23 protein-coding genes are annotated in these 22,715 nt (G+C 64.1%); 9 read left to right on the top strand and 14 right to left on the bottom strand.

Going from position 1 to position 22,715, the window contains the following annotated elements; genetic code table 11:
* Positions 1–23: 23 nt before the first annotated feature.
* From NTD80_RS10760 to NTD80_RS10730, 7 genes are read right to left on the bottom strand one after another with little or no spacing between them, the layout of a single operon-like run.
* The gene (locus NTD80_RS10760) at positions 24–1,058 is read right to left on the bottom strand and encodes an ABC transporter substrate-binding protein (protein ID WP_262133502.1); all 1,035 of its coding nucleotides are present in this window, start codon (positions 1,056–1,058) and stop codon (positions 24–26) included.
* A complete protein-coding gene (metC, locus tag NTD80_RS10755; protein ID WP_262133501.1) occupies positions 1,055–2,269 on the bottom strand; it encodes a cystathionine beta-lyase in 1,215 nt (404 codons plus the stop codon). Before metC ends, NTD80_RS10760 begins: the two co-directional genes overlap by 4 nt.
* On the bottom strand, positions 2,266–2,943 hold the full coding sequence (locus tag NTD80_RS10750; protein ID WP_262133500.1) for an amino acid ABC transporter permease: 678 nt from the start codon (positions 2,941–2,943) through the stop codon (positions 2,266–2,268). Before NTD80_RS10750 ends, metC begins: the two co-directional genes overlap by 4 nt.
* Entirely contained in the window at positions 2,933–3,676 is a 744-nt protein-coding gene (locus tag NTD80_RS10745) for an amino acid ABC transporter permease (RefSeq protein ID WP_262133499.1), read from the bottom strand. The genes NTD80_RS10750 and NTD80_RS10745 overlap by 11 nt, the downstream gene beginning before the upstream one ends.
* The gene (locus tag NTD80_RS10740) at positions 3,669–4,487 is read right to left on the bottom strand and encodes a transporter substrate-binding domain-containing protein (RefSeq protein ID WP_262133498.1); all 819 of its coding nucleotides are present in this window, start codon (positions 4,485–4,487) and stop codon (positions 3,669–3,671) included. The genes NTD80_RS10745 and NTD80_RS10740 overlap by 8 nt, the downstream gene beginning before the upstream one ends.
* Positions 4,484–5,143: a class II aldolase/adducin family protein gene (locus NTD80_RS10735; RefSeq protein ID WP_262133497.1), complete on the bottom strand. Its 660-nt coding sequence runs from the start codon at positions 5,141–5,143 to the stop codon at positions 4,484–4,486. The genes NTD80_RS10740 and NTD80_RS10735 overlap by 4 nt, the downstream gene beginning before the upstream one ends.
* Positions 5,144–5,162: 19 nt before the next feature.
* A complete protein-coding gene (locus NTD80_RS10730; protein WP_262133496.1) occupies positions 5,163–7,856 on the bottom strand; it encodes a TonB-dependent receptor in 2,694 nt (897 codons plus the stop codon).
* A 285-nt stretch (positions 7,857–8,141) separates the two neighbouring features.
* Between NTD80_RS10730 and NTD80_RS10725 the strand changes: the two genes are divergently transcribed.
* From NTD80_RS10725 to NTD80_RS10695, 7 genes are all read left to right on the top strand, one after another.
* On the top strand, positions 8,142–9,179 hold the full coding sequence (locus tag NTD80_RS10725; RefSeq protein ID WP_177410334.1) for a ScbA/BarX family gamma-butyrolactone biosynthesis protein: 1,038 nt from the start codon (positions 8,142–8,144) through the stop codon (positions 9,177–9,179).
* Positions 9,176–9,853, top strand: a complete 678-nt coding sequence (locus NTD80_RS10720) for an HAD family hydrolase (RefSeq protein WP_262133495.1) — start codon at positions 9,176–9,178, stop codon at positions 9,851–9,853. The genes NTD80_RS10725 and NTD80_RS10720 overlap by 4 nt, the downstream gene beginning before the upstream one ends.
* The gene (locus NTD80_RS10715; RefSeq protein WP_262133494.1) at positions 9,853–11,070 is read left to right on the top strand and encodes a cytochrome P450; all 1,218 of its coding nucleotides are present in this window, start codon (positions 9,853–9,855) and stop codon (positions 11,068–11,070) included. Before NTD80_RS10720 ends, NTD80_RS10715 begins: the two co-directional genes overlap by 1 nt.
* A 13-nt stretch (positions 11,071–11,083) precedes the next feature.
* Complete coding sequence (locus tag NTD80_RS10710; protein ID WP_106803751.1) at positions 11,084–12,631, top strand: MFS transporter; 1,548 nt, start codon at positions 11,084–11,086, stop codon at positions 12,629–12,631.
* A gap of 228 nt (positions 12,632–12,859) precedes the next feature.
* Positions 12,860–13,369, top strand: a complete 510-nt coding sequence (locus NTD80_RS10705) for a sigma-70 family RNA polymerase sigma factor (RefSeq protein WP_105696888.1) — start codon at positions 12,860–12,862, stop codon at positions 13,367–13,369.
* Positions 13,366–14,301 carry a FecR family protein gene (locus NTD80_RS10700; RefSeq protein ID WP_262133492.1) on the top strand — a complete coding sequence of 312 codons (936 nt, stop codon included), beginning with the start codon at positions 13,366–13,368 and terminating at the stop codon, positions 14,299–14,301. The genes NTD80_RS10705 and NTD80_RS10700 overlap by 4 nt, the downstream gene beginning before the upstream one ends.
* 62 nt (positions 14,302–14,363) lie before the next feature.
* Positions 14,364–14,765 carry a hypothetical protein gene (locus NTD80_RS10695; RefSeq protein ID WP_262133491.1) on the top strand — a complete coding sequence of 134 codons (402 nt, stop codon included), beginning with the start codon at positions 14,364–14,366 and terminating at the stop codon, positions 14,763–14,765.
* A gap of 9 nt (positions 14,766–14,774) precedes the next feature.
* Here NTD80_RS10695 and NTD80_RS10690 read toward each other — a convergent pair whose 3' ends face one another.
* Complete coding sequence (locus tag NTD80_RS10690; protein WP_106803754.1) at positions 14,775–15,053, bottom strand: hypothetical protein; 279 nt, start codon at positions 15,051–15,053, stop codon at positions 14,775–14,777.
* Positions 15,054–15,269: 216 nt separating this feature from the next.
* Here NTD80_RS10690 and NTD80_RS10685 point away from each other — a divergent pair, with 216 nt between their 5' ends.
* A complete protein-coding gene (locus NTD80_RS10685) occupies positions 15,270–15,662 on the top strand; it encodes a tautomerase family protein (protein WP_262133490.1) in 393 nt (130 codons plus the stop codon).
* Positions 15,663–15,701: 39 nt separating this feature from the next.
* Here the strand turns inward: NTD80_RS10685 and NTD80_RS10680 are convergent, their stop codons facing one another.
* Positions 15,702–16,307: a cysteine hydrolase gene (locus tag NTD80_RS10680; RefSeq protein WP_262133489.1), complete on the bottom strand. Its 606-nt coding sequence runs from the start codon at positions 16,305–16,307 to the stop codon at positions 15,702–15,704.
* 179 nt (positions 16,308–16,486) lie between these two features.
* Here NTD80_RS10680 and NTD80_RS10675 point away from each other — a divergent pair, with 179 nt between their 5' ends.
* Entirely contained in the window at positions 16,487–16,684 is a 198-nt protein-coding gene (locus tag NTD80_RS10675; RefSeq protein WP_065908330.1) for a hypothetical protein, read from the top strand.
* Between the two features lie 14 nt (positions 16,685–16,698).
* Here NTD80_RS10675 and NTD80_RS10670 read toward each other — a convergent pair whose 3' ends face one another.
* The 5 genes from NTD80_RS10670 to NTD80_RS10650 all read right to left on the bottom strand — a co-directional run bounded on the left by NTD80_RS10670 (position 16,699) and on the right by NTD80_RS10650 (position 22,669).
* Entirely contained in the window at positions 16,699–16,980 is a 282-nt protein-coding gene (locus NTD80_RS10670; RefSeq protein WP_120448696.1) for a hypothetical protein, read from the bottom strand.
* A gap of 149 nt (positions 16,981–17,129) precedes the next feature.
* Complete coding sequence (locus tag NTD80_RS10665) at positions 17,130–18,152, bottom strand: LacI family DNA-binding transcriptional regulator (protein WP_262133488.1); 1,023 nt, start codon at positions 18,150–18,152, stop codon at positions 17,130–17,132.
* 24 nt (positions 18,153–18,176) lie between these two features.
* Positions 18,177–19,484 (bottom strand): carbohydrate porin, encoded by a 1,308-nt coding sequence (locus NTD80_RS10660; protein ID WP_262133486.1) that lies wholly within the window; start codon positions 19,482–19,484, stop codon positions 18,177–18,179.
* Between the two features lie 54 nt (positions 19,485–19,538).
* Positions 19,539–20,894 (bottom strand): c-type cytochrome, encoded by a 1,356-nt coding sequence (locus NTD80_RS10655; protein ID WP_262133484.1) that lies wholly within the window; start codon positions 20,892–20,894, stop codon positions 19,539–19,541.
* Entirely contained in the window at positions 20,891–22,669 is a 1,779-nt protein-coding gene (locus tag NTD80_RS10650) for a GMC family oxidoreductase (protein WP_262133483.1), read from the bottom strand. The genes NTD80_RS10655 and NTD80_RS10650 overlap by 4 nt, the downstream gene beginning before the upstream one ends.
* Positions 22,670–22,715 lie beyond the last annotated feature (46 nt).

Below are 22,715 nucleotides of genomic sequence, written 5' to 3'. Positions count from 1 at the left end.
CTGTCCTTGGCAAAGAGGTGGCGTCAAAAACCGGCGTGGGCCTTGGCGAGAAACTCGGGCTGGGCCCACTCGTGCACGCTGAAGTCGTTCTGCAGGAACCCGCGTTGCACCAGGAAGTCCTTTTTCAACTCCAGGGCGGCGAGGTTCTGCGCGGCCAGTTGCGGCACGAAATCCAGCTCGGCGATGGCGCGGCGGATAAACCCGGCATCCGGCAGGAAGGTCACCCGCGTGAACAGCTCGGCGGCGGCATCGCGGTGCTGGTTGATCCAGTGGCCGGCGCGGATTGCAGCGCGCAGGAATGCCACGACCACCTCGGGGTGTTCTTCGGCAAACGCGCGGTTGACGGTGGTGGCGTAGGGGCCGTTGTGGTTTTTCAAGGTCCAGTCCGGGTAGCGTTCCAGGTCCTCGATCACCGTGAATTCGCCGCTGGCCAACAGCGCCGGCACGTGCCCGGCGGCCACATGCACCGCGTCCACACGCCCTTCGGCCAGCGCCTGGACTTCATGCCCAGGCTTGCCATGCAACCCATGCAGTTGCGACCAGAACGCCGAAGGCCGGATCGCCGGCTGCAACGTCTGCGGATCACCTTCGTCCTCAAGCTCGATCAGCCGCACCTGCGACGGTTCCAGCCCCGCCAGTTGCAGGGCATTGAACAAGCCGTGTTCGGCCAGGGCCTTGAGCACATCGACCCGCGCCTTATTGCGGCTGACCGGCACCCCGATGCGCTTGCCAAACAGGTCGGCGACCTGGCGGATGCGACCCTCGGCGCGCACCAGAATCTGCCCGGCGCGCTGCGTGGCGGTAGTGGCGACCAGGAGCGTGTCGGCCTGGTCGGCGCGCGCCCACAAGGCCGGCACGGCGCCGCCGTCGCGAATCAACCGCGATTCGCCATGGGTGAAGTGCGGCAACCAGCCCAGGTTTTCCGGCAGTGAACGCAGATAGATGGCGTCGGCGCCGACGCGCTGGTATTCCTCATCCAGCCAGCCGAATTCCACGGCGATGTTCGACGCGACCAACAACGGGCAAATGCTGTAGTGGGTGGGCAATGTTTGGCTCATGACAGATTCCTCGAGGCAGGTGGGGTGACACTCAGGCGTTCCAGGCCTTGTTGCAGGTCGGCGATCAAGTCCTCGACCGCTTCAAGGCCCACATGCAGGCGCAGCAACACGCCGGGTTCGATGTGCGCGGAAGGGTGGCGTTGTTGCGGGCGGATCAGGCTTTCGAAACCGCCCCAGCTGGCACCCATGGCGAACAGCTGCAGGCTTTCCAGAAAGGCCTTGGCCTGGGGCGCGTAGACGGGCTTGAGCACCACGCCGAAGAGCCCGGTGGAGCCGAGAAAGTCGCGCTTGAATAACGCGTGCCCGGTGGCCTCGGGCAAAGCCGGGTGCAGCACCTGGGCCACTTCGGGGCGCTGCTGCAACCACTGCGCGACCGCCAGTGCCGAACGCTGGTGCTGACGCAGGCGTACACCCAGGGTGCGCAGGCCGCGCAGGCCGAGGTAGGCATCGTCGGCGCTGGCGATATAACCGAGCTGGCGCACGGTTTCGCGCACTGACGCGTACAGCGTTTCGGTGGTGACGATCACGCCGAGCATGGCGTCGCTGTGGCCTACCAGGTACTTGGTGGCGGCATGGATCGAGATGTCCACACCGTGCTCGAACGCCTTGAAGAACAGCGGCGTGGCCCAGGTATTGTCGAGCATCAGCAGCGCGCCGTGGGCATGCGCGGCTTCTGCGAGGGCGGGAATGTCCTGCACTTCGAAAGTGCTGGAACCGGGTGCTTCGGCGTAGACCAGGCGGGTGTTGGGGCGCAGCAAACCGGCGATGTCGGCACCGAGCATCGGCGCGAAATAGGTGGCCTGGATGCCGTAGCGCGGCAGTATCTGGTCAAACACCTGGCGGGCATGCCAGTAGCAGTTGTCGGTCACCAGGATATGGTCGCCGGCCCGCGCCACTGCCAGCACCGCGCCGACAATCGCCGCCAGCCCGCTGGGCATGATCAGCCCGCGAAAGCCGCCTTCCAGCTGTGCCACGGCGTCTTCGAAGGCGGCGGTGGTGGGGTTGCCGTTTCGGCCGTAGATGTGCCCGCGATAGTGCGGGTCGTCGGCCTGTTGCAGGTGGTTTTCCAGGGTGCCGGTGTCGGGCCAGATAAAGGTCGAGCTGCGGTATACCGGGGTGTTGACGGTGCCGGCGTGGTTGGCAGGATCGCGGCCCAGGTGAGTCAGGCGGGTATCGTCGCGCAAGGGATGCGTACTCCAGGAAGGGCTCATGCGCGTTCCAGCCGCTTGGCCCAGCGTGAAAGGGGGTAGATGTAGATAAAGAACGCGATGAACACCAAGCCGTAGGCGGGCAGCAGCAGGTCGTTGCGCAGCTGGGTCGAGAGGTGCGACTGCACGGTGGTCATCAACTCTTCCACCCCCAGCAGGTTGGCGAGGGAGGTGGACATGGTCACCGCGCAATACAGGTTCATCCACGGCGCCACCAGGCTCGGCAGTGTCTGCGGGATGATCACGTGACGCAGCGCCTGGCCGTGGCGCATGCCCAGGGCCTGGGCGGCTTCCCATTGGCCGGTCGGCACTGCACGCACGGCGCCGCGCACGATCTCCGAGACGTAGCCGATGGCAGGCATGGCCAGGCCCAACGCGACCTTGAGCCAGTCTGGCAGTTGCCACCAACGCCCGGCCCACTGCACTTCATAGGGCAGCAGGTAGGCCACGTAGAACATCACCACCAGCCACGGCAGGTTGCGCAGCAAGCGGCTCAGATGCCCGGCGCCACGCCGCAGGCCGGGGCGGGCGCTGACCTGCAGGCTGCCGAGCGCCACACCGCCGAGCGTCGCCACCAGCATCGCGGTGATGCCCATCAGGATGTTCAGGCCAAAGCCTTGCAGCAGGGCCGGCGCCCACTGCCACAGCAGTTGGAAAAGGCTCGACTCAGGCGGCATCGGGCAGCTCCTGGCCAGGCAGGCGCAGATAGTCTTCGAGACGGCGCAGCAGCCAACTGCTGAGGCCGATCAACAGCAGCCAGACCAGCAGCAGTACCTGCATCATTTCCGCGACGTTGAAGTTGTCCGACCAGATCCGGTTGCTCGCATAGAGCAGTTCCGGCACCGCAATCGCGTAGGCGATCGAGGTCGACTTGATGGTTTGCACCACCGTATTGCCCATCGCCGGCAGGCTGTTGCGCAGGGCCAGCGGCAGCACGATATGGCGCAACACCGTGCGCCCGTGCAGGCCCAGTGCGGCGGCCGCGTCGAGGGTGGCGCGCGGCACCGCGTCGATGCCGGCGCGCAGGTTTTCGGCCTGGAATGCGCCGCTGTGCAGGGCAATCACGATGATTGCCCACTGCGTGCCATTGAGCAGGCGCACACTGGCGCCGTCCACCAGCGGCAACAATGCGCCGACGCCAAAGTAGAAAAAGAACAGCTGCACCAACAGCGGCGTATTGCGAAACAACGCGATGTACGCCGCACTCAGGTGACGCCACAGCGGCCGGCGCGAACCCAGGCCGGCGGCGCCGAGAATCCCCATGACCAGCGACAGCGCGATACTTGCCACCGACAACAACAGGGTCAGCCCCAGGCCGAGCAGGAAGCGCTGGCGGTCCATCGGGTCCCACAGGATGCTCAGCGACAGCCCATGCTGTTCCAGCGACAGGCGCATATTGATTTCACTCATGGCTGGCCCGTGCATGCTGCTGCGCGACCCAGGCATTGGGGGCCAGGCCGTAACGCTGTTCCAGGTCGATGATCACGCCGTGGGCATGCCAGCCTTCGACGATGCCCGACACGGCCGCCAGCAGCGCCGGCTGGCCCTTGCGCAGGGCGATGCCCCAGGGCGCCGGGTCCTGGCCTGGCAACTTGACTTCGTAATCGGCCCATTCCGGCTGGCGCGCCAGGGCGCTGTACAACGCATCGTCACCCATCGCCCCGAGGCAACGGCTGTCGGCAACGGCCTTGCGCACTTCGGCGGTGCCGTTGAACGAGGCGAATTGCACGCCATAGCGGCTTTCAAAGGGGCGCACCCACACACTGGTGGCGGGCGCGCACAGGGTTTTGCCGCGCAGGCTTTGCCAGTCCGGCACGGCGGTGCTTTTCGGCGCGAATACCGTGGCGGCCGAGCTGTAGAAACCCGGGCTGGCAAAGTCCACTTCACGCCGGCGCGCCGGGGTGTCGAGCAACGAAGTGACCAGCACTTCGCAACGGCCCTGGTCGAGGAACAGCAAACGGTTCAACGGGTTGACCTGCACCAGTTGCAGCTTCAGCGGCTGGCCGACCTTGGCGGACAGCTGCTGTTGCAGGTCGACGATCAGGTCCATGATCAAGCCGCCGGGTTTGCCTTGGGCGTCCAGGGTCTTGAACGGTGGGAATTCATCACTGGTGCAGACGTTCAGCGTGCCGCGCGATTGCGCACGTTCCAGCAGGGGCTCGGCGTGGGCGGGCACGGCGAACGCTGCCAGGAGCGCGAGGGCGGCGACCGTCCGGCTCATGTCGCACTCCAGCCCAGCCGCGAACGCTGCGCCGCGCCGCTGGGGAAGGGTTGTGGCGTGCCGAGTTGCTGGGCCAGGAAGGTCAGGTAGGCGGCTTCTTCAAGGTTCACCAGCAAGCGCGTCGCCGCGAGCACATCACGCTCCGACCAGGCAAACGGCCCATGATTGGCCAGCAACGCCGCCGGCGCGTGGGGATGCTCACGCAGCGCCGCGACCACCGGCTCCGGCGCATAACGCGGGCCCCAGGCGGTCAGCGGGATCTCCTCATCTTCCGTCAGGATCCCCAGCAACTGTGCGGCGTGGGCACGCAGCGGGCGCCCGGCGATGGCGAAGGCGGTGAGGTACGGCGAGTGGGTGTGGATCACCGCATTGACTTGCGGGCGCTCGCGGTAGATCGCCACATGCAGCGCGGCCACTTCCTGGAGGTTGTCGGTGAGGCTGCCCTGGCTGTGGCGCAGGTCGAAATCGACGATGGCCGCCACACCACTGTCGGCGCCGCTGAGCGAGGCGATCACCAGCCGCTCCTCGCCAGGAATGCGCAGGCTGATGTTGCCCGCCTCGTTGCTCGACAGCGCCTGGTGCTTGATCAGCAACTGCTTGGCCAGGGCAAATTCGTGTTCGAACACTTGGGTAAAACGCACAGGATCAAAGCTCATCGGAAACTCCTTGTGAGGGTCAGAAGCGGTAGTCGGCTTTCACGTAGTAGAAGGCGCCTTCGGCACCCGCCGGCGAGATGCTCTGGTAGGCCACGCGCCCGCCGACAAAGCGGTTGGCGACGTCGATCTTGTCCGGGTAGCTGTCGAAAATATTGTTGCCGCCCAGGGTCAGGGTGAGTGCCTGGCTGATGTCGTAGGACACGCTGGCGTTGCTCACCCATTGCGCCGAAAAGGTCTGGTCGCGGGCTTCGCCGAGGTTGGAGTCGAGGGTGTAGGTGCCGTAGCGAATGGTGTTCCAGCTCGCCTGCCAGGCCCCCTTGCGCCAGTCGGCACCGAGGATCAGCTTGCTGTTGGGCGAGGCGCTTTCCACGTAGCTCAAGGCTTCACGATTGATCAGGGTGATGCCGGTGCCGGCCAGGGGGCCGGGGTTGTCCTTGATGTCGGTGACCTGGGTCTTGCTGTAGTTGAAGGCGCCGTTGAGGGTCAACTGGCTGGCATCGGCCAGGTCCAGGCGATAGTGGGCGGCGAGGTCGACGCCGCTGGTCTTGGTGTCCAGTGCATTGGTGAAAAAGCTCACCCCGGAGTAATTGCCGTAGCCTTGGTTGGCGAGAATCTGGCTGACCTGGGTGCCGCTGAGGGTTTCCGACAGGGCGATGCGGTCCTTGATGCGGATGTGGTACGCATCGACGCTGACGCTGGCGCGCTCAATCGGTTGCCAGACCACGCCGAGGGACAGGCTGGTGGATTTTTCCGGCTTCAGGTCAGTCGCGCCCAAGGCCCGCGCCACGGGCGTGTTCACACTGACGGTGCCGACCTGGTAGGCGGTCGGGTCGCCGGCCTTGAATTCGGTCTGGGTCGCCGAGGTGCCGATCTGCCCGAGGGTCGGCGCACGGTAGCCGCTGCTCAGGGTCGAGCGCAGGCCCCACTGCGGGGTGAAGTCATAGCGCGCGGAAAACTTGCCGGTCGTGGTGGTGCCGAAATCGTCGTAGTGCTCGCTGCGTCCGGCCAGGCCCAGTTGCAGCTTTTCGGTGACCTGCTGCTCCAGGCCCAGGTAGCCACCGAACACGTGGCGGGCATAGCGGCCTTCGTCGCTGTCCTGGGTGCCAGGGAAACCCTGGGCGCCACCCGCGCGGGCGGGCAGGGCCGTGCCGTGGGTCCAGGAGGCGAGGTCGCCGGCGATCACTTCATAGGACTCGTTGCGCCAGGCCAGGCCACTGGAAAACACCAGGGGGCCGGCACCCCAGCCGACCTTGAATTCCTTGACGTGATCAAGGCCGACGTTGGTCTGCTCATTCACCAGCGCCCCGGCGTTGAAGCTCGTCGGGCTGGCGGGGCCGAGGCTGGCATTCAGTGAATCGCTGAGGTGATAGTCGATGCGGTTGCGTCCGTAGTTGGCGCTGAGGTCGAAGCTGCCGAGCTGTTCATCGCGGATCTTCACGCCGCCGGTGACCGAGGCATCCCGCGAGCGCACATCCAGCAGGGGCAGGAAACCGTTGGGGTACACGGCCACCAGGTTGTTGGGGTCGATGGGGCGGCGAAAAGTCGCCTGGGATTCACCGGTGCGGTCCTGGTAGGTGGCAAAGCCGTAGAGGTCGACCGCGTCGTTGAGTGACAGGCCGCTGTTCAGCGCCAGGTTCCAGTCCTCAAGGCCCGGGGAACCGTAGCGCCAGTGACGGTCGGCATCCGCTTCGCGGGCATCGCCGGTGGGGTAGAACTGCCGGCCATCGGTGCCGCCGGTGGAGGTGCGTTCGCTGCGCAGGCCTTCGCCACTGAGGGTCAGGAAACCGTCGCCGGGCAAGGTGAAGCCGGTCCAGCCGCCTACCGAGCGACGAAAGCCATCGCCCTTGGTGTACTGGCCAAAAGTGCTCTGCACCGCGCCGCCGTGGTCCTGCTCCTTGAGCACGATGTTGATCACCCCGGCAATCGCGTCCGAGCCGTACTGTGCCGAGGCGCCGTCGCGCAGCACTTCGATATGGTCGACCGCGCTGACCGGAATCGTCGACAGATCCACCGCCTGGGAGCCACGGCCCAGGGTGGCCTTGGTGTTGACGAAGGCCGAGGCATGCCGACGCTTGCCATTGACCAGCACCAGCACCTGGTCGGCCGCCAGCCCGCGCAACGACACCGGCCGCTGTGACGACACGCCGTCGGTGCCGTTGACTTGCGGGTAGTTCACCGACGGCACCAGGGTTTCCAGGGCCTTGGCGAGGTTATCGGTGCCGGCGCGTTCCAGCTGTTCGCTGCTGATCACATCCACCGGCGCCGCGCTTTGCAGGGCGGTGACGTCGCTGCGGCGGGTGCCGATCACTTCGACCGATTTCAGTCGCGGTGCCTGCGGCTCGCTGTTGATGGCGGCAGCGGGGGCGGCGGTGCTGGCCAGTCGGTGGATCAACACCGCGCCGCTGGCGGTCTGGCTGAAGCCCAACTGGGAGCCGCTCAAGGCAATGCCCAGCGCCTGTTCCTGGCTCAAGCGGCCCTGGATCGAGCGGCTGGCGCGGCCTTCTACCAGCGGCGGGTCAAACGCAATCGGGTGGCCGCTTTGCTGGGAGATACTCAGCAGCACCTCATCCAGCGGCCCTGCGGGGATATTGAAATCAATCACCGTCTGTACCGACGTCGCCTCGTTTTGAGCCAACGCCAGGGTCGGCAGCGTCAGCCCGCCGAGGGCCAATGCGCAGGCCAGCGGCGCCAGGGTGAATCCTGTTTTCAACATGCAAATCTGCTCCGGGTCGTGATGTTCTTTACGACCTTGAGCAACTTCGCGAGCGGATTTTCACCACTAAGTTAGAACGATTAGTTGGGTGTCTAGATGATTTTGTTGTGCGCATAAGCTTCGATCAAACTGATCTAAGTGCGCACTGAAAATATAAGGGAGTATTCGCACAAGGGTACTGACAGCCAGATCGGGTTGTCCGCGCACAGCATACAAAGTTCACCGATGTGAACATGTACGGCGGTCTGCACGCTTACGGAAAAGCTCATCAGGAGACAGATGCCCATGTCTGACGTATCAGTTTTGAACCCGCTTGGCTCGGTGCCGAGCCTGCATTGCGAAAACACCGTTCCGCGCAGCATGGTGCACCGTGCCGCCGTCAGCGAAGTATTCCTGACCGGCGCCGAACGCATCAAGGACGGACACTTTCGCTGCAGTGCGCAATTACCGCGCACCCACAGTTACTTCAGTGAACATACGCACCGTGCCGCGCACTACGACATGTTGTTATTGCTTGAAGTGTTCCGGCAGGCGTCGATTTATATCTCCCACGCGTTTCTGCAAGTGAATGCCCAGGACAAGTTTATTTACCTGGACAGTGTCACTCGGGTGACCGAGCGGCATTTGCTGGTGGTCGGCGATCGCCCGGCGTCAGCGTCGATCGACGTGTATGTCGTGGATGAATACCTGCGCCATGGTGAGCGCAGCGGCGTCACCCTCAACATGTCGCTGAGCATCAATGGCGAAGTCGCCGCGCGCCACGAACGCATGAGCATTCGCTGGATGAGCGGCGCGGCCTGGAACAAGATGCGTGCTCGTGGACTAGCGGCCATTCCGTTGGACGCCGACCCATTGGCACAACTGCCGCCGCCCTTGAGCCCCTCGGCAGTGGGGCGCCACTGGTTGAATAACGTGGTGCTCGGCCGGGACCTGGAGCAGGGCGCCGAGAGCCTGGTCGCGCCGCTGATCGTCGACCTCAACAACCCGGCGATCTTCGACCATCCGCTGGACCATATCCCCGGCATGCTGTTGCTCGAAGGCTTTCGCCAGGTCGCGCTGGTGGCGGCTGACCGGCAACTGCAGGTCGCCCCCGAGCAACTGTTGCTGTCGCGCTGCCATGTGGTGTTCACGCGGTTCGGCGAGTTCGGTCTGCCGACGCGAGTGCGTGCAGATCTCGCCTCCTTGTCCCGTGATGAACACGGCCAGATCACCCTCGCGCTGGATGTCGAGCAGGACGGCGTGGTGATTGCCACCGCCGAGCTGGAGTTGCTGCCGGTGGCTGCCAGCCAGCCCTTGGCCCTGGTGGCAGGGGGTGTGCGATGAGCGCGCCGGAGTTTATCTGGTTCGATTTCGGCGGCGTGCTGTCGCCGCCGATCCCGGCATTGTTCGAGCAATACCAGCTCAAGACCGGCCTGGCCCCGCGCGTGTTGCAGCAGGCCATGAGCGACGTGGCGGACGAGTTGGGCGTGCCAATGCTCGCACCGGTCGAGAACGCCTTGCTGACCGAGCGCGAGTGGGGCGCACGGCTGGAGCAGGCTCTGCGTCGCCGCGATCCACAGATCGACCTGTCGCGTGCACGCCTGCAAGGCTTCGGCGAGCAATGGTTCGCCGGGGTGCCCGCGAATGCGCCACTGGTGGCCGCCGTGCGCGCGTTGAAACGTAGCGGTTTTCGCGTCGGTATTCTCACCAACAACGTGGTCGAGTGGTCGCTGCATTGGCGCGCGATGGTCGGCCTGGATGAGGTCGTGGACCTGATCGTCGACTCCAGCCAGGAGCGCACCCGCAAGCCGGACACGGCGTTTTTTGAGGTGGCCACCGCACGTTCGGGCGTGGCGCCGCAGCACAGCCTCTTGATCGATGACGTGGCGGAAAATATTCATGCCGCTGCAGCGTTGGGCTGGCAAGTGCTGCACTTCACCGACAACCACCAGGCCCTCGCGCAACTGCAGCGCGTCACCGGTGTGAGCCTGTTGCAACCTGCCGTGGAGCCTGCCTGATGAATATCGCCGTGACCGCCACACCTGAAGTGACCGTGGCGCGCATCCCGCACCTGGATGCGCCGCCGGCTTATCAACCTGCCAGCCCCGCCAATGGCCTGCCGAGGATCCTGCTGCCCAGCGGCCACCTGGCCTTTCACCTGACCCGTTATGAACACGTGCAGGCGCTGCTGCTGGATAACCGCGCGATTCGTGCCCCGTGCAACGAAGAAGACGGCGCGAGCTTTTTGCCGACCATCACGCCGCCCGAACTGCTGCTCAACAATGATATTCCCGACCATGGCCGCCTGCGCAAAGTGGTCGCGCGCGACTTCAGCCCGAGCGGCGTGGCGGTGCTGCGTGAGAAGGTCGAGCAAACCACCCACGAACGCCTGGACGTGCTGCAGCGCCAGGCGCCCGGTGCCGACCTGTTTGCCCAGGTGCTCGACCACATTCCCGCGACGGTGGATTGCCAGTTGCTCGGCATTCCCTTGAGCGATCGCGAGTACTACCGGCCTCTCAGCCATACCGTGCAGGTGGCGTCGGACGCGGATGTGCCGGAGCTGCTGAACCAGTTCTGGGGCGTCTACAACTACCTGACCGACCTGGTCACCGGCGCACGGCCAACCTATGCCGATGGGTTGATCCAGCGTTTCGTCGCCAGCCGTGCCGACAGCGAACCGCCGCTCAACGACAAGGAACTGGTGGGCATCCTGCTCGGCGTGTTGATCGGCGGCGACCAGAACATCCTCACCGTGCTGACCAAGTCGGTGTACACCTTGCTGGCTGCGCCCGAGCTGTGGCAGCAATTGGTGGAGGACCCGAGGCTGATTCCGGAGGCCGTCGAAGAACTGCTGCGGCTGATCCCGCTGGGCACCATCTCGACCTTTCCGCGCCTGGCCAGTGTCGACCTGGAAGGGCCGTGGGGGCTGATCCCCGAGGGCAGCATCATCTACGCCGATGCGTTTGCCGCCAACCGCGATCCGGCGGCATTCCCCGAGCCGCTGGCGATTCGCCTGGACCGCAAGGGCGCGCGGCATTTGCAGTTCGGCTATGGCATGCACAACTGCATGGGCGCGGCACTCGCCCGGCTGGAAATCACCACGGTGTTGCAGATCCTCGTGCAACGCTTTCCCAACCTGCGCCTGGCGGTGCCGGCGGACCAGGTGCCCTGGATCGACGGCATCATCCTGCGCCGTCCGGCCCGTTTACCGGTGCTCGGCTTTACTTCAACCTGACCTGGAAGGACCCATGAAAACGACCTTTGCCGATACGGCGCTACTGAGCATCATCCTGCTGGCGATATTTGTCGTGCCCAGTTCCATTTCCGGCACGGCCCTCGCGCTGCCGGCCATCGGCGCGGATATCCAGGCGCCGCTGACCAGCCTGCAATGGGTGGTCAACGCCTTCAACCTGGCGTTCGCCTGCTTTACCCTGGCCTGGGGCGCGCTGGCGGATCGGCTCGGGCGCAAGCGCTGCTTCGTCGCCGGTGCGTCGCTGTACGTGGTCGCTTCGGTGCTGTCTGCGGTGGCCGAGAGTGCCTGGCTGCTGGACGCGGCACGGGGACTGGCGGGCATCGGCGCGGCGGCGATTTTCTCCTGCGGCATCGCCATTTTGTCCACCCACTTCAGCGGCCCGGCGCGGCTGCGCGCATTTGCCTTGTTCGGCACGGTGGCGGGGCTGGGCGTCAGCCTGGGGCCGACCTTGTCCGGCCTGTTGCTGGACAGTGTCGGCTGGCGCGCGATTTTCTGGGCGCATGCGGTGACCCTGGTGATTGTGCTGTTGGGGAGCCCGCTGATTACCCGCGACGGGGCATTGGCGGAGCGCACCGCGCGCTTCGATGTGCCGGGGGCGACGCTGTTCGTGCTGGCGTTGCTGGCGCTGATGGTTGCCATCGTGCAGGGCTCGCAATGGGGCTGGAGCAGCCAGGGCGTGCTCGGCCTGGTGGCCGTGGCGGCGGTGTTGCTGGCGGTATTCACCTGGCAGGAGCGGCGTCATCGCCAGCCGATGCTCGACCTGTCGCTGCTGGCGCGCGGGCCCTTTGTCGGCCTGGCGCTGGTGACGGTCGCCGCGTCATTCGGCTTCGTGACGTTGCTGACCTACCTGCCGAGCTACCTGTTCGGCGTGCTGCAACTGAGCGCGACCCACGCCGGCCTGGCGATGTTGCTGCTCACGGTACCGATGCTGTTTTGCCCGATCCTGGCCGGCAAGTGGGCGGCGCGCGGGGTGTCGGCGATTGGCATCCTCAAGGCCAGCCTGATTGCCTTGCTGGTCGGCGTGGTCGCGCTGGCGCTGGTCAGCCAGGTGGGTGTGGCGCTGTGGCAATTGGCGCTGCCCTTGCTGCTGGTGGGCATCGGCATGGGCCTGTCGGCGGGGCTGGTGGATGGGCTGGCGCTGAAGACCGTCCCGGAGCAAAAGGCCGGGATGGCCGCCGGGTTGCTCAACACGTTCCGCCTGGGCAGTGAGGCGATTGCCGTGGCCTTGTACGGCTCGCTCCTGGCGACCTTGCTCGACAGCCAATTGCGCGCCACCTTGAGCCGCCTGGCACCGGACCCCGGCACCCTGCAACGCTGGATCGACGAGGTAGCCGCCGGCAACCTGACCGGTTCGCTGCAGGCGCTGGGCACAGAGCAGGCTAGCACCGTGCACAGCCTGTTTATCGGCGGCTATGACAGTGCCTTCCACGGCGTGCTGTGGGTGTTGGCGTTGATCCTGCTGGTGTTGACGGTGGTGGTGACCTGGCTGGTACGGCCACTGCGTGAACAGGAACGCAGCGAGGCGCAACTGGCCGCCCAGTAAGTGCGGTTTCACACTGCCCGCGATGGTTGCGGGCGGTGACTTTGCGTGCCTGGAAGGTTATCCAGGGTTATGCAAAAAATGCAGTTTGATGGCTTTTTTTATTCTTTTATCTGGTGATGCCCACTGGGGCAAACTGGATTCACCTGCCCGGATGCAGGTCTACCTCAAACCGACAGGCCCACCACCACTTGTCCGCTGGCGTGTGCAGTCCATGAAGATTATGGACCTATGGACCCGAATGCTTTGCTCAAGACCCGCCTCATCGGCCAGATTTTCCAGCAGCACTACAGCTGGTTGTGCGCGCGGTTGTCCTACCGCACCGGCTGCAGCCATAGCGCTGAGGATATCGCCGCCGAGACGTTCCTCAAGGTGTGGATGCTGCCCGATCCCACTGCGATCCGCGAACCGCGCGCGCTGCTGACCACCATCGCCCAGCGCCTGATGTACGAGAGCTGGCGCCGTCGTGACTTGGAGAGGGCGTACCTGCAGATCCTCGCCGAGGTACCCGAACACGTGCATCCGTCGCCGCAGGAGCAGTTGATCCTGATCGAGAGCCTGCTGGCCATCGACCGACTGCTCGATGGCCTCTCGGGGCAGGCCAAGGCGGTGTTCGTACACAGCCAGCTGGATGGCATGACCTACACACAGATCAGTGAACGGCTGGGCCTGTCCCTGGGGCGCATCCACCAATTGATGACCCAGGCCCTGCGAGCCTGTTACCTGGGGTTGAGTGAGTGAGCAAACACCCGTTGAACGACCCGGTGGCCGAAGAGGCCATCGGCTGGCTGGTGCAAATCCAGTCCGGCGACTTCAGCCCCGCGCAGCAACAAGCGCTGGATGAATGGCGCAGTACCTCGGCGCACCATCGCCAGGTGTACGCGCAACTGATCGCCGGCCTCGACCAACTCAAGGCCTCGCCGTGGCGTGGACGCTCCAGCGCGCAGCTGTTGCGCAGCCTGGAGCAGCCGAGCAGCCGGCGTTCGTTCCTGCGTACCAGCCTGTGTGCGGTGGGCCTGGCGGCGGGCGCGGGCTGGGGCTCGCGTTTCGAAGACGCGGGGCAATCCTATGCCACGGGTACCGCCGAGCGTCGCACCTGGCAACTGGCGGATGGCAGCACACTCAAGCTGAATGCGCGCAGCCAGGTGCTCGCCACGTTGAAGGGGGAGCAGCGCAGCCTGGAACTGCGCGCCGGGGAAATGCTGGTGAATGTGCTGCGCCCGCTGCAGGTCGACACCCGCGCCGGCCGCATCAGCGCCAGCACCGGCCGCCTGATGCTGAGTGAGCAGGGCGCCGCGATACGCCTGGTGACCCTGGATGCCGACGCGGTGTTGCACTTCGAAGGCGGCACGCAGCAGCGGGTGGCGATGCACCAGAGCACGCTGTTCGATCATCAGCGCATCCTCACCCAGGTGCCCATGGCCGCCACCGATACCGCCTGGCTTGACGGCTGGCTGGTGGTGCGCAACCAGACCCTGGCCAGCGTGGTCGACGCAATTCGCCCGTATCGCAACGGCATCGTGCGCCTGGACGCCGCTGTAGCCGGTCTGCGCGTGACCGGACGCTTTCCCCTGGACGATGCGCGGCAGACCCTAGAGGCCCTCGAGCAGAGCCTGCCGATCAAGGTGCGGCAATGGGGTGGGGTGGTTGTGTTGATTGGCGCGCGGGCCTGATTGGCGGTTGATGCACGTGCTGAATGGCTTTAGGATCACGCCCTTTTCAAGGGATTGAAAGCATGCTTGCCAAACACGTTCGCGCGTTCTCGATGCTGGGCTTGAGCCTGGCGCTGACCGGCTGTATTCATTACGAGCACCAGAGCGCAGAAGGAAAACCTGCGGACCAGGTTGCGGTCATACAGCAGTTCGACAAACACCTGACGATCACCCGTATTGATAACAACGGGACGCTGTTCTGGCTGGGTCGGCAGAACGAATACCGCCTCGGCGCCGGCACCCACACCCTGCAAGCTACCTGGTCGATTGGGGACGGCCGAACCGCGCCCCTCGCAACCACGGTGAGCCTGGTCGGTGGCCGAACCTATGGGCTGTATGGCGAGGCGTCGAAGGGCCGCTGGAGCTATGACATTCGTGATGTCGAGACGGGGCAGAGCGCGACAGTCAAAGCCCCATCGAACTAAGCACCTGCTTCACGGCAACGGGTTGGCCACCGGCGCCGGCTGTTTGCGAAAACGCGACGTGCGCACGTACCGAGCCAGCATCCACAGACCGGCGGCAATCGTGGTCAATATCGCACTGGCAAGTAAATAGCCGAGCACGCGGCCAATTTGATAAGGGGTCAGGAAGCCCGCCAGCAAGATCATCCCCGCATCGAACAGCGGCTTGAGAGTGAGCAGGGACGTGAGGATAGACGCGGCGTAAATCGGCAGGGAGACTACCAGGCGCAGCGCGCCAGACAGGTTGTTCATGCGTGATGTCTTCCATGAGGTGTTGAACGAAGGCCGCATGTTACGGCTTTTTCGCGTTCGGTTCATGCAAGCGTCACAGGTCGTGCAAAATCAATATGCGCAATAATCATATTTATTATTGCCGAATATGCGATTGATGAATTGTTCGCACAGGCCTAGGGTAGTGATCACGGGCCGCCGCTGTGGAATGGCCACCGACCTGCCAAGGATTCTGCCATGCCTTTAGTTCGAATCGACCTCGCCGCCGACACTTCCGAAGCAACCGCTGCCGCCATTGGCGACGTGGTGTACGCGGCGATGACCAGCGTTGCGAATGTGCCCGAGCACGACAAATTCCAGATCATCAATCGGCATGCCCGCGATGAACTGGTGTATCCCGCCGCTGGCTACCTGGGCGTGACTTACACCCCCAGCATCGTGTTTATCCAGGTCACCTGGAATGCCGGGCGCAGCGTGGCGGTGAAAAAGGCCTTCTATCAATTCATCGCAGAAGGCATTCACGCCAAGACCGGGCTGCGCAAGGAGGATGTGTGGATCAGCCTGGTGGACGTGAAGCGCGAGGACTGGTCGTTCGGCAACGGTGAAATGCAGTACGCACCAACCGAATGAACAAAAACCGGCGACTCATCCAGGAGTCGCCGGTTTTTTTCATGGGGCCGTCAGCGCCTGCAGAAACTGCGTGTGTTTCAGCGTCTGCGAAAACATCGGCAGTGTGAAGTTTTCCGCCGCCTGCTGTTGTTCCTCGGTAAACGTCGCCGTGCAGTCGGTCAGGGTGACGACGTTGTAGCCTTTCTCATACCCCGAGCGCACCGTGCCCTCGACGCAGCAGTTGGTCAGGAAACCCGCCACCACCAGCGTCTGGATGCCATTGTTGCGCAACACCAGGTCCAGCCCCGTGGTGGCAAAGCCATCCAGCCCGCGCTTGCCTTCGATGACGATATCGCTGCTGTCCTGGGACAGCGTCGCAGTGATTTCGGCGCCCCAGGTGCCCGCACTGAAGGCGTTGCCGTCGGCCACGCCCTTGAGAATCCCATAGTCGCGCGTGGTCAGTTCGGGGTACCCCGCGGCGAAGCTGATCGGCAAATGCACGATCTTCACCCCGAGCTTGCGGGCTTGCTGCACCGTGGTGGCAGTATTAGCGAGCATGTCGGTGGCGTGCATGACGTCTTTGACGGCGTCATGGAACACGCCACCCTGAGTGGTGAAATCGTTCTGGAATTCGATCAACACAAGCGCGGTGGTGTGCGGGTTCATGCGGACTCTCCGAGAGGCGGGCGGTGGGCTTTTAATCGTAGATCAAGTGCGGCCCGGAGGCTGTATTTGTTTGACCGCAGTGCGCTTCTCGCCGTTCGTCCATTGCCCGGCACTCTCGTGCACCCGCTGCCTCTCATGTTTAAGCCCGGATTCCCCGCGCGCCAGACTGGAGAGACAGCATGCACATTGACGAAAAAGCGCCGGGCAACCAATCCCAACAGGTGGTAACGCGCACCACCGACAATGAAACCGGCCCGGACCCGAAGCGCACGGAAGGTGAGATCCCGCTGCCGCCGGAAGACGGTGCGCCGCTTGAAGAAGACATGTCGGACGTGGACGCCGCCGATTCGGTCGCGAGTGAACACCCGGATGCCTGACGACGGCACACCCGTCAGTCATCCACGGTGAACGTCACCCAGCCAGGGCCGTCCGTGGTTCGTTCGATCTCGACGATCACGCCGCCTATCGAAGAGCCATCGGGCAGGTTGACCGCGACAAAGTTCGGGTGCCCTGGCCATTGAAGGGGCCGGTCGAAGTTCAGGCGCGCGATTGTCGGCTTGCCGCTGCTGGTCAGTTGGATTTCCACCGACTCATTGAGGTGTTCATCTGAAGCGGTGCCCAGATGACGAGAGGCCGTGATGACACTGGCGGTACCCTGGTAATCGTAAGACATGGACTGACCTTTTGTGAGTGGGCGTGGACGCGACGCGCTGAAACTCTGCTGCGCGCTGCTCTAGTGAATAGAGCCCGTGCGCCAGCGCATCGTTCAATCAACATCACACAACGGCCAGGCGCTGCGCTCGCCTGCAATCACCACGCCGGTCACAAGGCGCCGGGCAGGTTTTCCTCGATGATGATTTTCATCGCCAGTGGCAGCAGGGGCGGCGTGTCGATCATGCCGTGGGTGTGCAGCAGATAGTCGATGCTGGCCTGCACCTGACCTTCCGGGTCCTGATCGAGTACCAGCGACATCACGCCCTGGCGCAGCAGCGCGGCGTGCTGGGGGGTGGCCTCATGGCCGATCCATACCGGATCGACCTGCCTGTGCGCCAACGCCGCATAGATACCCTGCGAACCGCTGCCGGTGTCATACAGTCCTGCCAAGGGCCCGACGGCTAGGCACTGCGCGACGGCCGCGCGGGTCAGTTCATCGTCATCAAAGCACTCGACCGGGCCGACAATGCGCGTAGCCGGTGCACGCTGCGTCATTACGTCGATGAAGCCTCTGGCGCGCTCCTGATGAGCGCTGTAGGCGAGCGAGTTGACCGTCAGCAGCACGGCACCGGGGCGTTGGCCGATCCATTCGCTCATCAAGCGCCCGGCACTGCGCCCGGCGGCGTGATTGTCGATGCCGACATACACCGCGCCCTCGACCGTGCTGAGGTTGGTGGTCAGCAAGACGGTGGGCGTGCCGTTCTGCACGATGGTGTTCAGCGCCTGGTGCACGTCCGGCGTGTCAGGCGCGACCACGATCATGCCATGGCGCCGCGAACGCGGTTTGCGCAGGGCGTCGAGCAGTTGCCCGGGGGCGTTTTCCGGCCAGCGCTGGCGGCGCAACGTGAGGTCCGAGCGCAGGCGTTGTGCCTGGCGCTCGAACGCCGCGTCCAGGCGCTTGAAATGGTCAGTGGCGCTGTCGGCCAACAGTACATCGACTATCATCGGGCCGGTGAACGGCGCGGGCAGGCCGCGACGCACACCCAGCGCACGCGCCATCGCCAGGACCTTGCGCCGCTTGGTGTCGGACACGCCCCCGCGATCATTGAGGACCCGGTCCACGGTGCTCAGGCTGACGCCGGCCAATTCTGCGACCTTGATCAGGCCGTGACGCTTGAGGGTGTTGCCCATGCTGCGTGCGTATCCTGTGGCCGGTTAAAACTGCGATTGTACTTGCAGGCCCAGTACCAGGGCATTCTTGACCTGACGAACGCCGTCCGGGTCCTTCACGTACTGCAGGTTCGGCATGATGTTCAACCAGCGTGTAGCCTGGATCCCGTAGTTCAGCTCGGCAACATATTCACTGTGCTGCCCGGGCAAGTCACCGCCAGCGGCGTTTACCGCGCGGGCATTGCGCAGGAACACCGAGCTGGCGTGAACACGTGCAATGCCGGCGCCCAGCGTGTCGGTGGGACGCGCATCCCACAGGCCCTTATAGACCAGGCTGAGTTTCTGGTAGCTGTCGATCGCCGTCGTGTTGCGATCCTGGAACGTGGCGCTGGCCGTCAGGGTCAGGCCGCGAGAAGTGTCGCCGTTGACCGAGGTCAACTGCTGCTTGGCCACAACCCACTCGCCATGCCGTGTAGCGTCGGTGCGATAGACGTTGCCACGGGTGGCCGCCGCTTGCCCGAACTGATCCTTGTACACATCCTCGGCCTGTGCGGTGCTGTGGTAATAACCCACACGGTATTCGCCGGGCAGTTGGTTGATAGTCGGGCTCCATACCAGTTCGAGCGGCGTGAAGGTGCCGGTGGTGCCGTGGGTGTTGAGCTTGAGGCCGTTGTCATTCTCCAGGTTCGACGGGTTCACATTGAACGCGCCGACCTGTGCATACACCGTCGGGCTCAAGCGGTAGCGCAACCGTGCGGCCCACTGGCTGATCGGGCCGTTGTAGATGCTGTTCACGTAGTTGCCCGGTTGCGAGCCACAGAACGCCAGCCCCTGGAACAGGCAGTCTTCCACGGCGAAGTCATCGCTGACGGCGAACCGGCCCAGCTTGATGTTCACCGCATCGCCAAGCCAGCCCTTGCTCAACCACAGTTCGCTGAGACGGGTCACGCTGCCACGGCCCTGGATCTCCTGGGTCGAGCCCATGCCGGCGGCGCCCGGTGCGCTGATCTTTTGATTAAGGTTATTGGCGCCGTTGCGGTTGGTCAGCCCCAGGCTAAAGGCTGCGTCCTGCCAGCCCAGCAGCTTTTGCAGGTCGATGTCGACGCCTGCGTTGAATTGGTCGGCGTAGCGGGTCGAGCGGTCTTTGTGCTGGTAACCGCCGCGTAGCAAGGTCGATGTTTCGCCGGTGTAACCCAACTTGATATCCACCCCCTGGGCCAGCCAGGCGCTGCGCAGGCCGCCCCAATCGCCGCTCATCCAGGGTGAGTCGCTGGCGAACGCATCCGCAGCGTGTGTTGCAGGTACGCCCATGGCAACGCAGGCCGCCAGGCAGCGCAGTGGAAAACGTAGCATCTGATTGTTCCTTCAAAGGCAGGGACGCGGCCTGAAGCAGGCCGCGTCACGGGTTCAGCGGGAGGTGCCGTCGGCGCTCAGTTGGGCTGGCAGCTTGCGGTCTTCGCGTACAGCGGCGACCTGTTTGGCGCTCACCTCGGGGGCGGTGTTGCCCCAGCTGTTGCGGATATACGAGAGCGTCGCCGCGATTTGCTGGTCCGACAATTTCCACGCAAAGCTCGGCATCGCACCGCTGGTGGGGTTGTCGACGGTCACCGCGCCACGGCCGCCTTCGAGCACCGTGGTGATCAGGCTTTGGGGATTTTCTGCCTGGATGCCGGGGTTGCCGGCCAGGCTCGAGGCCAATTGGTTGATGCCCTTGCCGTCACTGCTGTGGCACGCCGAGCAGTTGGCCGAGTACACATTGGCGCCTTGCTGCATCAATGTGCCGGAGGCCTTGAGCGGCCGCGGGCTGCGGGTGTCCGAGCCAGGCAAGGTCTTGAGGTAAGCCGCGATGGCGTACAAGTCCTCGTCGCGCAGGTGCTGGGTGGAGTTGGTCACGGCTTCGGCCATCGGGCCCGACGCCACGGCCACGTGGTTGCTGCCGGTCTTGAGGTACTGCACCAGTTGCGCATCGCTCCAGCCGCCGATACCGACGTAGGGGTTGCCGGTAATTTCCGGTGCGTGCCAGCCAGCCAACTCGCCGCCTTGCAGGAACGCGCCGCCCTTGTCACCGCCGAGGAAGTTCTTTGACGTGTGACACGCTGCACAGTGGCCCAGGCCCTGTACCAGGTACGCGCCCCGGTTGACCTGCGCAGACGCCTCAGCCTGCGGTTGGAACGGTGTGTTATCAAAGAACAGCAGGTTCCAGCCCATCATCATCAGGCGGATGTTGAATGGGAATGGCAACTGGTTGGATACCACCTCGTTGTCCACCGCCGGGACGGTCTGCATGTAGGCCCAGAGGTCATGCATGTCCTGGTCGCTGACTTTCACGTAGGCGTTGTAGGGCATCGCCGGGTAGAGGTTTTCGCCATGCCGGCCTTTGCCTTCGCGCACCGCGCGGGTGAATTCCTGCTCGGTCCAGGCGCCGATGCCGGTGTTCTTGTCGGAGGTGATGTTGCTGGCGAGCAACTTGCCAAACGGCGTTTCCAGTGCGTAGCCACCGGCGAACGGCTTGCCGTGATGCGGATCGGTGTGACAGGCCGTGCAGTCGCCGGCAATCGCCACGTAGCGTCCGCGCGTCACCGCCGGGTCTTCCTGTGCCTGGGTGGCAGGCGCCTTGACCCCGGCGCCGTCAGCAGATTGCTGCCCGGGTTGCGCAATGCTGTCCGCTGCATCGGCAATGCCGAATGCACCATACAGGCCGATGGCGGAACCCAGGGACAATACGGCGGTGGCCGTCAGGGCCATGCGAAAGCGCGCATTCATACCGGTACCTCCACCAGTGGGCCGCGTTTGGCCACGTATTGGTCAATGATCGCCTTGGCGGTCCACAGGCTCAGCGCGCCAATGGTCGACGTCGGGTTATAGCCGGCGTTGTTCGGGAATGAAGAGGCACCCAGGACGAAGACGTTGTGCACGTCCCAGCTCTGCTGATAGCGGTTGAGTACGCTGGTTTTCGGGTCCAGGCCCATCACCGCGCCGCCGATGGTGTGGTCGCTGGAGGGCAGGTAAGGCCCATAGTTCACGGCTGCCGAGTCAAAGCCGTTGACGATTTTTGCACCCATGGCCCTGCCGATTTCCACCGCTTTGTCTTCGGTGAACTTGGCCATGCGCCGGTCGTTCTCGTTGTAGTCGAAGGTCACGCGAATCAACGGGTCGCCATTGGCATCGTTGTATTCCGGGTCCAGGTCCAGGTAGCACTCGTCATGGGAAAAGCTGGTGCCCTGGTTGAAGATGAACGTGCCGTTCTGGAACGCGTGGGTATAGGCTTTTTTCCATTCGCTGCCCCAACGTGGAGTGCCTGGTGGCACAGCGTCTGCGTTGCCGATCGGACGTGCGCCACGGGCTACCACGAGGATCCCGGCGCCGCCGATGAAGCCCTTGCCGGTGTGGTCGAAATTGTCGCCGTTGTAGTCGTCCACCTGGGCGGAGAGGGCGCCTGCACCGATGTACTGGTTGAGCTGCTCGTCCTCGAAAAACAGGTTGGCGCCGGACACGGTCTGGAAACTGTAGGCGCGGCCCACTACGCCTTGGCGGGTCTCGGGATTGTAGGGTTTGCCGATTTTCGAGAGCAGCAACAGCCGCACGTTCTGCATCTGGAAGGCGGAGAAAATCACGATGTCCGCCGGTTGCTCCCACTCCATTTTGTTGCGGTCGAGGTAGCTCACGCCCGTGGCGGTCTTGCCGTCTTCGGCGAGGTTGGCGCGCAGCACGGCCGATTCGGTCAGCACGGTGAAATTGCTGCGCTGCATCAACGCGGGAATCACACAGGCATTCGGGCTCGATTTGGAGAAGTTGCCGCAGCCGTAATACAGGCAGTAACCGCAGTAGGTGCAGGGCCCCATCCGCACACCCAGCGGGTTGGTGTAGGCCTGCGAGGCCTGGCCTGCGGGCACCATGAATGGGTGCAAGCCAAGCTTTTTGCTGCCTTCGGTGAACAGGTCGGTCAGGCGGGTGGTGGCGAGTGGCGGCAGCGGGAATTCACTCTTGCGGTTGCCTTCGAAGATGTTCGCACCGTCGATTTTCTCGCCATTCAATACGCCGGCCTTGCCTGATACGCCGGCGATTTTTTCGAAGCGCTCGTAGAAGGGTTCGAGGTCGTCATACGTCACGCCCCAGTCCTGCACGATCAGGCCTTTTTCGATTTGCTGCTGGCCGTAGCGCTTGAGTGTAAAGCTGTAGGGCTCGAAGTCGAACGGCAGGAATCGCCAGGCCATGCCCGCCCAGTGCGTGCCCGATCCGCCGACGTTGTAGCCCAACTCGTTCAGGCTCCAGTCGCGGGTCGGCAGCGCGGTTTGCGAGCGGTTGTTGCGAAACGTGGTGGTTTCGATCGCGGGCGGCAGCAGCATGCTGCGGCGGGTGTCCCAGCGCAGTTCATCGGTGTCCACCGAGGGCGGGAAGTCGGTGGCGGTCTCAAACCACGGACCGCGTTCGATGGCGACGACATTCAAGCCGGCACGGGTCAGTTCTTCGGCAATCAGCGAGCCGCACCAGCCGAGGCCGACGATCACTGCGTCGACTTTGGGGCGTACATTGGCCATTCGGGAATTCCTCTTCGTTACAGCAAATCACGGTCAGTCGGCGATG

Source organism: Pseudomonas sp. 13B_2.1_Bac1, from assembly GCF_025466155.1.
In the GTDB taxonomy this organism is placed as follows: domain Bacteria; phylum Pseudomonadota; class Gammaproteobacteria; order Pseudomonadales; family Pseudomonadaceae; genus Aquipseudomonas; species Aquipseudomonas aylmerensis.
Note: the sequence above shows the minus strand (reverse complement) of the source record. Positions and strands in the feature narration are given on the sequence as shown.

Excerpts from the sequence above, each read along its gene's own strand:
- NTD80_RS10760 (WP_262133502.1), bottom strand. The coding sequence starts at position 1,058 with ATGAGCCAAACATTGCCCACCCACTACAGCATTTGCCCGTTGTTGGTC.
- NTD80_RS10750 (WP_262133500.1), bottom strand. The coding sequence starts at position 2,943 with ATGCCGCCTGAGTCGAGCCTTTTCCAACTGCTGTGGCAGTGGGCGCCG.
- NTD80_RS10705 (WP_105696888.1), top strand. The coding sequence starts at position 12,860 with ATGGACCCGAATGCTTTGCTCAAGACCCGCCTCATCGGCCAGATTTTC.
- NTD80_RS10730 (WP_262133496.1), bottom strand. The coding sequence starts at position 7,856 with ATGTTGAAAACAGGATTCACCCTGGCGCCGCTGGCCTGCGCATTGGCC.
- NTD80_RS10650 (WP_262133483.1), bottom strand. The coding sequence starts at position 22,669 with ATGGCCAATGTACGCCCCAAAGTCGACGCAGTGATCGTCGGCCTCGGC.
- NTD80_RS10695 (WP_262133491.1), top strand. The coding sequence starts at position 14,364 with ATGCTTGCCAAACACGTTCGCGCGTTCTCGATGCTGGGCTTGAGCCTG.
- NTD80_RS10685 (WP_262133490.1), top strand. The coding sequence starts at position 15,270 with ATGCCTTTAGTTCGAATCGACCTCGCCGCCGACACTTCCGAAGCAACC.
- NTD80_RS10680 (WP_262133489.1), bottom strand. The coding sequence starts at position 16,307 with ATGAACCCGCACACCACCGCGCTTGTGTTGATCGAATTCCAGAACGAT.
- NTD80_RS10715 (WP_262133494.1), top strand. The coding sequence starts at position 9,853 with ATGAATATCGCCGTGACCGCCACACCTGAAGTGACCGTGGCGCGCATC.
- NTD80_RS10710 (WP_106803751.1), top strand. The coding sequence starts at position 11,084 with ATGAAAACGACCTTTGCCGATACGGCGCTACTGAGCATCATCCTGCTG.
- NTD80_RS10725 (WP_177410334.1), top strand. The coding sequence starts at position 8,142 with ATGTCTGACGTATCAGTTTTGAACCCGCTTGGCTCGGTGCCGAGCCTG.
- NTD80_RS10740 (WP_262133498.1), bottom strand. The coding sequence starts at position 4,487 with ATGAGCCGGACGGTCGCCGCCCTCGCGCTCCTGGCAGCGTTCGCCGTG.
- NTD80_RS10670 (WP_120448696.1), bottom strand. The coding sequence starts at position 16,980 with ATGTCTTACGATTACCAGGGTACCGCCAGTGTCATCACGGCCTCTCGT.
- NTD80_RS10665 (WP_262133488.1), bottom strand. The coding sequence starts at position 18,152 with ATGGGCAACACCCTCAAGCGTCACGGCCTGATCAAGGTCGCAGAATTG.
- NTD80_RS10735 (WP_262133497.1), bottom strand. The coding sequence starts at position 5,143 with ATGAGCTTTGATCCTGTGCGTTTTACCCAAGTGTTCGAACACGAATTT.
- NTD80_RS10655 (WP_262133484.1), bottom strand. The coding sequence starts at position 20,894 with ATGAATGCGCGCTTTCGCATGGCCCTGACGGCCACCGCCGTATTGTCC.
- NTD80_RS10675 (WP_065908330.1), top strand. The coding sequence starts at position 16,487 with ATGCACATTGACGAAAAAGCGCCGGGCAACCAATCCCAACAGGTGGTA.
- NTD80_RS10690 (WP_106803754.1), bottom strand. The coding sequence starts at position 15,053 with ATGAACAACCTGTCTGGCGCGCTGCGCCTGGTAGTCTCCCTGCCGATT.
- NTD80_RS10660 (WP_262133486.1), bottom strand. The coding sequence starts at position 19,484 with ATGCTACGTTTTCCACTGCGCTGCCTGGCGGCCTGCGTTGCCATGGGC.
- NTD80_RS10745 (WP_262133499.1), bottom strand. The coding sequence starts at position 3,676 with ATGAGTGAAATCAATATGCGCCTGTCGCTGGAACAGCATGGGCTGTCG.
- metC (WP_262133501.1), bottom strand. The coding sequence starts at position 2,269 with ATGAGCCCTTCCTGGAGTACGCATCCCTTGCGCGACGATACCCGCCTG.
- NTD80_RS10720 (WP_262133495.1), top strand. The coding sequence starts at position 9,176 with ATGAGCGCGCCGGAGTTTATCTGGTTCGATTTCGGCGGCGTGCTGTCG.